Source organism: Streptomyces sudanensis, from assembly GCF_023614315.1.
GTDB lineage: Bacteria > Actinomycetota > Actinomycetes > Streptomycetales > Streptomycetaceae > Streptomyces > Streptomyces sudanensis.
Genome location: NZ_CP095474.1, coordinates 4,114,940 through 4,124,034, shown reverse-complemented (window position 1 = coordinate 4,124,034; position 9,095 = coordinate 4,114,940). Strand labels below are relative to the sequence as shown.

Genomic DNA, 9,095 nt, shown 5'->3' with positions numbered 1-9,095 from the left:
GGCCCCGAGGGNNNGGCCGCCGTCCGGCCCACAGGCGGCGGCCTCGCCCTCGGGGCCGGTCACGCCGGTTCCGCGCCGTCGACGGGCAGTTCGGACAGGCGCCATTCCAGCATGCCGTCGCGGAGGCGGATCGCCCGCCGCCCGCGGTCGGTGAGCAGCCGTACGGCGTCGTGGGCGAGCCCGCAGTACTCGCCGCGGCAGTAGACGACGACCTCGGCGTCCTCGGGCAGCTCGCCGATCCGCTCCGCCAGCTCGCCGACCGGGATCGAGACGGCGCCGGGGATGTGCCCGGCCCGGTACTCCTCCGCCGGGCGCACGTCGAGCACCACGACGCCGCCGGACCCGAGCCGGTCCAGCAGCTCGTCGCGGGTGACCTCGGCGGCCCGGTCCCGGCCGAGGTAGGCGTCCCGGGCCGGGGGGACGGCCGTCTGGTGGCGGTCGGCGACCGTGCGCAGCAGGGCCAGGAGCCGCGCCACGTCGTCCCCGGCGAGCCGGTAGTGGACGCGCACGCCCTCGCGGCGGGTCGCGACGAACCCGGCCCGCTTGAGCGTCTGCAGGTGCGCCGAAGCCGTCGTCAGGTTCAGCCCGGCCGTCCTGGCGAGCGCGTCCACGCTGCGCTCGCCCTGCGCCAGCAGGTCCAGCAGTTCCAGGCGCTTTCCGCTGGCCAGTGCCTTGCCGCAGGCCGCGAACGCGTCGTAGAGCCGTGCCTTCGCGTCCTCGGCGCCGGTCTCCGCCATCAGTTCCTCCAAGGTTCCATGGAGGATTGTAGGGGAAGGTCGCGGCGGTGATCGCCCGGCCCCGGATCCGGCCGGCGCCGGTGGCGCGCGCCGTGCGGGGAGGCCGCCCGTACGGCCCCGCCGGAGCGGCGCGGGCACGGTTGCGGGTGTCGTCCGCGCGTACCGGGGCACCCGGCGCGTGCGGGCCCGCGCCGGCCGCCCTCCCCCGCTTCGCCGACGCGGGCGGCCCGGCCGCGGCACCGCCCGCCCGGGTGCGCCGCCGTCCGCCTCCTCCCGCGAGGGGCACCGGCCGGGCGCCCCCGGAGACACGGCCCCTACGAAGGAGGCGTCCGGTGAAGCACGTCAAGTCCGCCCTCGTGGTGGCGGCGGTCATCGGCACAGGGGCCGTCGCGGCCCGCCGGAGCCGGTCGCGGACGGCGGCCGGCGACCCCGCCGACCGGTGGCTGACCGTCACCGTCAACCGCGCGCCGACGGACGTCATGTCCGGCGGCGCCCTGCCCGCACCCCTGGACCGGATGGCCGACCGGCTGGAGGCCCGCGTACGGCCCGCCCCCGGCGACCGGGGCACGGAACTCGCGGTGCGCCTGAAGGACGCCCCCTCCGATAGGGAGACGTCCCTCCCGGGGCGCCTGGCCGGCCAGGACCCCCGCCAGGAGGTGCGCACCGCGCTGCGGGAGGCCAAGGCGCTCCTGGAGGCGGGCGAGGTCATGCTGCCGGACGCTCCCCCCACGACGAGGGACACCCCGGTCGGCAAGGTCATCGACATGGTCGCCCGCCGGTCGGGCGGGGAGGGAGTGCTGTGAAGGCGCTGTGCTGGCAGGGCGTGAACAAGCTGTCCGTCGAGCAGGTTCCGGACCCGGAGCTGCGCAACGACCAGGACATCGTCGTCCGGCTCATCGCCGGCACGACGTGCGGGTCCGACCTGCACCTGATCGGCGGGTACATCCCCGCGATGCGGGCCGGTGACGTCATCGGCCACGAGTTCCTCGGCGAGGTCGTGGAGACCGGGCGCGCGGTGCGGCGCCACAAGGTCGGCGACCGGGTCGTGGTCGCCTCCTTCGTCGGCTGCGGGCGCTGCTGGTACTGCGCCAACGACCTGTGGTCCCTGTGCGACAACACCAACACCAACCCGGGCATCGGCCAGGCGCTGTTCGGCTACGAGTCCGGCGGCATCTTCGGCTACTCGCACGCCATGGGCGGCCTGCGCGGCAGCCACGCCGAGTACGTCCGCGTCCCCTTCGCCGACTACGGGGCCTTCCCCGTGCCCGAGGAGGTCGACGACATCAGCGCCCTGTTCGCCTCGGACTCCGTGCCGACCGGCTGGATGGGCGCCGACCTGGGCGGCGTCAAGCCGGGCGACGTGGTCGCGGTGTGGGGCTGCGGGGCCGTCGGCCAGATGGCGGCGCGGGCCGCGGTCCTGCTGGGCGCCGAACGGGTGATCTGCATCGACCGCCTCCCGGAGCGGCTGGCCATGGCCGAGCGCCACGTCGGCTGCGAGACGCTGGACTACAGCGCCGCCGACGTCGCGGCGGAGCTCCGCGAGCGGACCGGCGGGCGCGGTCCCGACGTGTGCATCGAAGCGGTCGGCATGGAGGCCCACAGCCATGGGCCGATGTACCTGTATGACCAGGTCAAGCAGCAGATGCGGCTCCAGACCGACCGGCCGACCGCCGTCCGCCAGGCCATCCACGCCTGCCGCAAGGGCGGCACCGTGTTCGTCCTCGGCGTGTTCGCCGGGATGGTCGACAAGTTCCCGCTGGGCGCGGTCGTCAACAAGGGCCTCACCCTGCGCGCCGCACAGCAGCACGGGCAGCGGTACATCCCGATGCTGCTGGACCGGATGGCCAGGGGGGAGATCACCACCGCGCACCTGGCCACCCACGTCATGCCCCTGGAGCGGGCCGTGGAGGGCTACGACATGTTCAAGGAGAAGACCGACGGCTGCGTCCGCGCCGTCTTCACCGGGCCGGGCCACACCGGCTGACCGGCCGACCGGCCGACCGACCGCGGAGCCGGGCCCGAACTCCGGGCTCCGGGTCCGGCGGACGGCCGGGAGGGCTGCCCGCCGCCGGCGGTCCTCCCGGCCGTCCGTGTTCCGGGCGGAGGGGACTCAGTGCTCGCAGAGGGAGAATTCCCGTTCGTAGAGCTGCTCGTTGTGCTCGTCGACGAAGAACCTGCGTTCCCGCATGAGCTGTTCGCGATAGTCCCGGGCCTGTTCGAGCGTCATGGTCGAGGTGTCGGACCACGGCTGCTGCGGTGGCACGTCGGACGTCGAGACGATCCTCTCCGACGGGTCGACCAGGAAGAACGCGAGGATCTTGCGGTGTCCCGGGCGGGTGGGGTCCGCGAGGCGGAACGAGTCGACGCGGTGCTGCAGGATGTTCGGGAACGCCAGGCAGCGGCCCGCCGGGGTCGGTACCGACCCCAGCACCTGGTTCAGTGCGTCCTCGTTCTCCAGGCCGTAGACCTCACGCATGCCCTCGTCGTCGCTCTGTTCGTACTCCGGGTCGTCGAGCGCCGCCCGGAAACCCAGCCGGCTTTCGGTGATGTTCTCGCTGTCCCAGTAGTAGATGCCGGTCGAGACGATGCGCTCGTTCAGCATCCCCTCGACGTGCCAGGAGCCGCCGGGGTACTCGGGCTTGTCCGGAGTGAGGTGGACGGCGGCGAGCTTGACGATCACCTGGAGACGGCGGCCGCGCAGGTCGACCCGGGCGGATTCGCCGGGCGGCTCGGGCGGGGTGAACTCCGGGGCGTCCGGGACGGTCGGGCGGCGGTTCTCCCACCAGTCGTCCAGGGCCTCCTCCCATGCGCGGAGGGCTTCCGAGTGGGCCGCGGCATCGCCGTAGGAGGACTTGTCCGGGTACTCCGGCTCCGAGTCGTACCACGCGTAGGGATCGGCCTCGATCCGCAGGGGCCGCGGGTGGCGCAGATCGGTGAGCACGTTCTCCAGCAGCGGGAGCATGCGCGCGAACAGGTCCGGCAGGACGGAGGCCAGTTCGCGATGGGCCTCGGGGTGGACGTTGTTGACGTACGAGCGGAAGGCGACACCGCCGTCGTCACTGACGTCGACGTCCGTGGGCAGCCACTGGAACCTCTCCGAGAACTCGTACTTCGAGTAGTGGTTCGTCGGGTTCCGCCAGGCCCGCTCGGGCTCGCCGCTCACCCCTCTGACCAGGCAGAACAATGAGGGATGAACCAGGTCCAGCACCTGGCCGCCGGATCCGGGGTGCCAGTCCCGCTCCGCTTCGGGGACCTGTTCCAGGACCCGGACCGCCTCGCGCAGCCGGGACCTGAGCCCGTCGTCGACCAGCGTGTCCGACTGCCACACGCCGTCGACGGCGGACACCTCGATGCCGGTCCGCCCGTCCCTCAGCGCCGCGTAGTGCGCGAGTTCGGCGAGCACGTAGCGGACCTGCGCTTCGGTGAGGCCCTGGGCGACCGCTTCCCGCGCCCACCTGGCGGTGATGTCGGCGTCGTCCATCTTGTCGAACCACCCCGGCTTCGCCCGGATGTGCGCGCTGCACCGCATCATCTGGAGTTCCCGCAGCGTTCGGGGGGTCGCGAAGGGCAGGGAACGGGAGGTGTGGAAAGGCAGCGGGAAGGCGGACAGGCCGGTCAATTCTCGTGGTCCCTACAGTCGGTGTGTGGTGGCGGGAAGAATAGCCCGGCGGACTGACACCGCGGCCGTGGCCGCTGCTCCGGTACCGCGTCGAGGGAGCCGGCGGGCGGGAGCGCTCCCGCCCGCACGCGGTGGCCCTCTCCCCCGTGACGGCGGACCCGTCCGTTCGCGCCCGCGCCCGTGTCCGGTGGGAGCCGTTGCGTCCCGGACGGCGGGGTGCGACGGAACGCCCCTGACGCCGTGGCGCCCGGGGACGCCTCCGGGAGCCGGTCGTTCCCTGAGAGGGACCGGAGGTCGATCCGGCCGGCGGGACGACCGCCCGGCGGACGGACGTACCGGGCGTATCGGACCACAACGGTGTCCGTGAGGGGCTTTCCGATGAGCGGAGGGCCGAAGCCGCCCGGCTCCACGAGCCACGGCCGCCGATGTCCGCGGCCGCCCGGCTCCACGAGCCGTCGGCCACCACCGGCGTCCGCGGCCGTCTCACCGCGGACACGCGGAAGGCCGCCCTCCCATGGATGGGAGAACGGCCTCCGACCTGCGTTTCCGCACAGTCGGGACGACAGGATTTGAACCTGCGACCCCTTGACCCCCAGTCAAGTGCGCTACCAAGCTGCGCCACGTCCCGTTGCCCGTCTGACCTGGGGTTTCCCCTGGTCGGTCGTGCAGGAGAACAATACCGCACTCCGAGTGGTGATCACTAACCGCTTTCACGGGCCGCGCGCCGGGGCGGGGCCGACGGGCGTACGCGCCGGGGCGCGGCGCGCGCCGCCCGCGCCGCCGGTGCATCCGGGCGCCGCCCCGGCTTTCGAACACCGGATGCCGAAACGTTCGGCGCCGGTACCGAACGACGTGTTCCGGCCCCCGGCCGCCCCCCTCACCCGGGGCGGAGAGCCGCACTTCCGTACGAACACGTCGGCCGGGCAGGCCCGTCCGACCCGTGCCCGTGGCATGTGGCAGGGGACGCGCGGGCGGGCCGGCCGTACGGCGCGGCGCCCCTGCACACTCGCCCCCGCTCGTCAATGCCCTCTGTTTCGGCCATTGTCCACGACCGTGTTGAAGCACCTCCCGGAGATCAACACGATGAGGTGTCCGCCTGCTCGGGACGGGCCCGCCGTCGGCGCGTCCGCCGCTCGAACACCCTCGCGAGCAGGCATTTCCCAGAGGAGGACACGCATGGACGACTGCTTCGCCGGTCGGCCGCACCATCAGCTCAGGCAGCAGGTCAGGGAGTTCGCGGAGGCCGAGGTGAGACCGCGGATTCCCGCCATGGAGGCGGCCCGTTCCGTACAGCGGGAACTGTCCCGGCTCATCGCCCGTCAGGGCTGGCTGGGCGCGACGATCGGCACGGACCTGGGCGGGATGGGCGTCGGCCACCTCGGCAAGACCGTCATCATCGAGGAGCTGTCCCGCGTCAGCGCGGCGATGGGCGCCATGGTGCAGGCGTCCCAACTGGGCGTCGCGAAGATCCTGCACTTCGGCAGCGACGAGCAGCGGAAGACCTGGCTGCCGGCGATAGCCGCCGGTGCCTGCCTCCCCACGATCGCGGTGACCGAGCCGGAGTCCGGCGGCCACGTGCTCGGCATGGCGGCCACCGCCGTGCGCGACGGCGAGGAGTACGTCCTCAACGGCCGCAAGGTGTTCGTCGGCAACAGCCACGTCGGCGACCTGCACGGCGTCGTCGTCCGCACCGGTCCCGGTCCGAAGGGGCTCACGGCGTTCCTGGTGGAGGCCGACCGGCCCGGTCTCCGGGTCGGCGACGAGAAGCCGGCGATGGGCCTGCACGGTTTCGGCTTCGGTGAGCTGTCCTTCGAGGACTGCCGGGTTCCCGCCGCCAACCGGCTCGGCGAGGAGGGCGACGGGCTGGCCGTCGCGTACTCCTCCAGCGTGCTGTACGGGCGGGCGAACCTGGCCGCGGTCTCCCTCGGCCTGCACCGGGCGGTCCTGGAGGAGACGACGCGCTTCTGCGAGGAGCGCCACCGGTACGGCGAGCCGCTGCACGCGCTGCCGTCGGTGCGGCTGAGGCTGGGCCGGCTGCAGTCGCGGCTGATGACGGCCCGGCTCACCGCGTACCACGCCGTGCACCTGCTGGACCAGGGGCTGCCCTGCGACGCGGAGTTGATGAACGCGAAGCTGGTCAACGCCGAGTGGGCCCTGGACTCGGCGCGCGAGGCGATGGAGATCCACGCGGCGGCCGGGCTGTTCACCGACCGGCCGATCGAGCGCTACCTGCGGGACGCCCACCACCTGTTCGCCCCGGCCGGGACCTCGGACGTCCAGTTGCTGCGGCTCGCGGAGGTGGCGCTCGGCACGGCGCGGGGCCAGTGGTCGGAGCGGCTCGCGGACGTCGTGCGGAGGGAGCCGGCCCGCTGACCGATTAGGGCCGGGGACGCGGTGTCCCCGCGGGGCCGGTGGGCGCCCGCGGGGACACCGCGCGGAACGGGGCGGGGACCGGTCAGAGGCCGCCGTCCTCGCGCTGGTGGATCTGCTCCACCAGCTCCGCCGCGAGCGACTTGATGGTCTCCAGGCCGGCCCTCCCCCACGGCCGGGGCTCGGTGTCCACGACGCAGATCGTGCCCAGGGTCGTGCCCGTGCGGTCGATGAGCGGCGCGCCCAGGTAGGAGCGGATGCCGATCTCGTCGACGACCGGGTTCCCGGCGAACCGGGGGTAGTCGCAGACGTCCTCCAGGACCAGCGCCTTGCGGCGGACCACCACGTGCGGGCAGTAGCCGTGGTCGCGGGCCATGTAGCGGCCGACCGTGCCGGAGGCGGCCGGGTCCGCGCCGGGGCGGAGGCCGGAGCGGGTGCCCGTCGGGGTGTGCAGCCCGGCGAAGAACTGCCGGTTCTCGTCGATGAAGTTGACCATCGAGTAGGGCGCGCCGGTCACCTCGGCGAGGCGGGCGGCGAAGGCGTCGAACGCGGGGTCCGGGTACTCCCCCAGGCCCAGTTGGCGGAGCCGCAGCACACGGGCGGGCGCCTCCCGGTCGACGGGGGTGAGGAGGAGGTGGCCGGTCGGGTCGTAGGTCATGCGGATGCTCCGTAGCTCGGCGCCGGTGCCGGCGCCGGGTCGGTGGCCAGCAGGTACTGGACCAGGGTGGCGAGGGTCTGGATCCCGGAGCCGGTGATCCGGGCGTCGCACGGCACGACCGGCACCTCCGGTCCGAGACCGACGGCGGCGCGCACCTCTTCGGGGTCGTAGCGGTGGGCGCCGTCGAACTCGTTGACGGCGACGACGAAGCGGATGCCGCGCCGCTCGAAGAAGTCCACGGCCGGGAACGAGTCCTGCAGGCGGCGCGTGTCGGCGAGGACCACCGCGCCGAGGGCCCCCGCGGACAGCTCGTCCCACAGGAACCAGAAGCGCTCCTGGCCGGGCGTGCCGAACAGGTACAGCACGTGCCGCGGGTCCAGGGTGATGCGGCCGAAGTCCATCGCGACGGTCGTGGTGGCCTTCGCCTCGACGCCGTCGAGGTGGTCGGTGGCGGTGCCCACCTGGGTGAGCACCTCCTCCGTGCTGAGCGGTTCGATCTCGCTGACCGCGCCGACGAAGGTCGTCTTGCCCACGCCGAACCCCCCGGCGACCAGGACCTTCAGCGCGGTCGGGAAGACGTCCCCGGTGTCGGCCGGATGTTCACAGACGTCGTCGTAGGCCATCGAGCACTGCCTCCAGCAGGGAACGGTCGGTGGTGTCGCCGTGGGGGCGGGGCTGCCGCGTGGTCAGCGCTCCGCAGTCCACGAGGTCCGAGAGGAGCACCTTGGTGACGGCCGCGGGCAGACGCAGGTGCGCGGCGATCTCCGCGACCGACGTCGGCCCGTCGCACAGCCCGAGGGCGGTGGCGTGCTCAGGGCCGAGGGGGGCCGGCGGCACCGCCCCGGTGGCCATGACGAGCGACAGCAGGTCGAGCGCGGCCGTGGGCCGGGTGCGTCCGCCGCTCACCGCGTACGGGCGGATGAGGCGGCCCGCCGCGTCGTCGAGCCACGGCCCCTCCTGCCGGAACGGCACCGCTCAGCGCCCCGGGGCGCCGGGGGCGGCGGTCGCGTGCCGGGCCGGTGTGACGAGGTAGGGCCGTACGCTCTTGACCAGCATCGCCATCTCGTACCCGAGGACCGCGGCGTCCGCCTTCCGGCCCGCCACGACGGCGAGGCAGGTGCCGGAGCCTGCGGCGGACACGAACAGCAGGGTGTGGTCGAGCTCGACGACGACCTGGCGCACCTCGTCGCCGTCGCCGAAGCGGGCCCCGGCGCTGCGGCCGAGCGAGTGGAGGCCGGACGCCAGGGCCGCCATGTGGTCGGCGCTGTCCGGGTCGAGGCCGTGCACCGACTTCACCAGGCCGTCCGAGGAGAGCAGGACCGCGCTGCGGGTGTGGGGCACCCGCTGGATCAGGCCGCCGAGCAGCCAGTCGAGATCGGGGGCGGGGCCGTTCGGCGCATCGCTCGCCATGGTGCATCTACTCCTTGTGGGCTTCGTCGTGTCGCTGCGGGCCGGCGGGGCGGGGCGGCGGGACCGGGGGCGGCGCCGCCGTCTCGGCGAGGTCGATGCCCCGCTGGAACGCCGCCATCAGGCCCGGGTCGTGGAGGGTGTCGTCGTCGCGGTGGCGGCGGACCGGCTCGTCGCGCAGCTGGGGGACGAGGTGCTCCTGGGCGCGCCGCTTGGGCAGCCTGGGGCGCGCGTCCCGGTCCGGGCCGGAGCCGTCGGCGGGGGTGCGGGACGCGGACCGTGCGGCCGGGTGCGGGGGCTGTCA

10 protein-coding genes and 1 tRNA gene are annotated in these 9,095 nt (G+C 73.8%); 4 read left to right on the top strand and 7 right to left on the bottom strand.

The features are described 5' to 3' along the window. Positions 1-59: 59 nt before the first annotated feature. Positions 60-749 carry an ArsR/SmtB family transcription factor gene (locus MW084_RS19010; RefSeq protein WP_275563703.1) on the bottom strand — a complete coding sequence of 230 codons (690 nt, stop codon included), beginning with the start codon at positions 747-749 and terminating at the stop codon, positions 60-62. Positions 750-1,069: 320 nt separating this feature from the next. Here MW084_RS19010 and MW084_RS19005 point away from each other — a divergent pair, with 320 nt between their 5' ends. Together MW084_RS19005 and MW084_RS19000 are read left to right on the top strand one after the other, a co-directional pair. Next, positions 1,070-1,540 (top strand): hypothetical protein, encoded by a 471-nt coding sequence (locus MW084_RS19005; protein ID WP_010474461.1) that lies wholly within the window; start codon positions 1,070-1,072, stop codon positions 1,538-1,540. Continuing rightward, entirely contained in the window at positions 1,537-2,721 is a 1,185-nt protein-coding gene (locus MW084_RS19000; protein WP_010474463.1) for a zinc-dependent alcohol dehydrogenase, read from the top strand. Before MW084_RS19005 ends, MW084_RS19000 begins: the two co-directional genes overlap by 4 nt. A gap of 126 nt (positions 2,722-2,847) precedes the next feature. Here the strand turns inward: MW084_RS19000 and MW084_RS18995 are convergent, their stop codons facing one another. Then, complete coding sequence (locus tag MW084_RS18995; RefSeq protein ID WP_010474465.1) at positions 2,848-4,356, bottom strand: DUF4246 domain-containing protein; 1,509 nt, start codon at positions 4,354-4,356, stop codon at positions 2,848-2,850. A gap of 554 nt (positions 4,357-4,910) precedes the next feature. Next, positions 4,911-4,984 (bottom strand) — tRNA-Pro (locus MW084_RS18990). Between the two features lie 548 nt (positions 4,985-5,532). On the opposite strand from MW084_RS18990, the gene MW084_RS18985 reads away from it, so the two are divergent. Further along, the gene (locus MW084_RS18985) at positions 5,533-6,729 is read left to right on the top strand and encodes an acyl-CoA dehydrogenase family protein (RefSeq protein WP_010474467.1); all 1,197 of its coding nucleotides are present in this window, start codon (positions 5,533-5,535) and stop codon (positions 6,727-6,729) included. A gap of 82 nt (positions 6,730-6,811) precedes the next feature. On the opposite strand, the gene MW084_RS18980 is transcribed toward MW084_RS18985, so the two are convergent. Genes MW084_RS18980 through MW084_RS18965 form a run of 4 tightly spaced genes read right to left on the bottom strand, consistent with a single transcriptional unit; the run spans position 6,812 to position 8,794 of the window. Beyond that, on the bottom strand, positions 6,812-7,384 hold the full coding sequence (locus MW084_RS18980) for a GAF domain-containing protein (protein WP_010474469.1): 573 nt from the start codon (positions 7,382-7,384) through the stop codon (positions 6,812-6,814). Beyond that, positions 7,381-8,007, bottom strand: a complete 627-nt coding sequence (locus tag MW084_RS18975) for a GTP-binding protein (protein WP_010474471.1) — start codon at positions 8,005-8,007, stop codon at positions 7,381-7,383. Before MW084_RS18975 ends, MW084_RS18980 begins: the two co-directional genes overlap by 4 nt. Next, positions 7,985-8,356 (bottom strand): DUF742 domain-containing protein, encoded by a 372-nt coding sequence (locus tag MW084_RS18970; protein ID WP_010474472.1) that lies wholly within the window; start codon positions 8,354-8,356, stop codon positions 7,985-7,987. Before MW084_RS18970 ends, MW084_RS18975 begins: the two co-directional genes overlap by 23 nt. Before the next feature lie 3 nt (positions 8,357-8,359). Continuing rightward, entirely contained in the window at positions 8,360-8,794 is a 435-nt protein-coding gene (locus MW084_RS18965) for a roadblock/LC7 domain-containing protein (protein ID WP_010474474.1), read from the bottom strand. Between MW084_RS18965 and MW084_RS24635 the strand changes: the two genes are divergently transcribed. Continuing rightward, positions 8,793-9,095: hypothetical protein (locus MW084_RS24635; RefSeq protein WP_420833749.1), on the top strand; the 303-nt coding region annotated here is incomplete at its 3' end. The genes MW084_RS18965 and MW084_RS24635 overlap by 2 nt on opposite strands.

Bases quoted from the DNA above. Each gene is read 5' to 3' on its own strand.
- MW084_RS18985 (WP_010474467.1), top strand. From the start codon at position 5,533: ATGGACGACTGCTTCGCCGGTCGGCCGCACCATCAGCTCAGGCAGCAG.
- MW084_RS18980 (WP_010474469.1), bottom strand. From the start codon at position 7,384: ATGACCTACGACCCGACCGGCCACCTCCTCCTCACCCCCGTCGACCGG.
- MW084_RS18975 (WP_010474471.1), bottom strand. From the start codon at position 8,007: ATGGCCTACGACGACGTCTGTGAACATCCGGCCGACACCGGGGACGTC.
- MW084_RS18965 (WP_010474474.1), bottom strand. From the start codon at position 8,794: ATGGCGAGCGATGCGCCGAACGGCCCCGCCCCCGATCTCGACTGGCTG.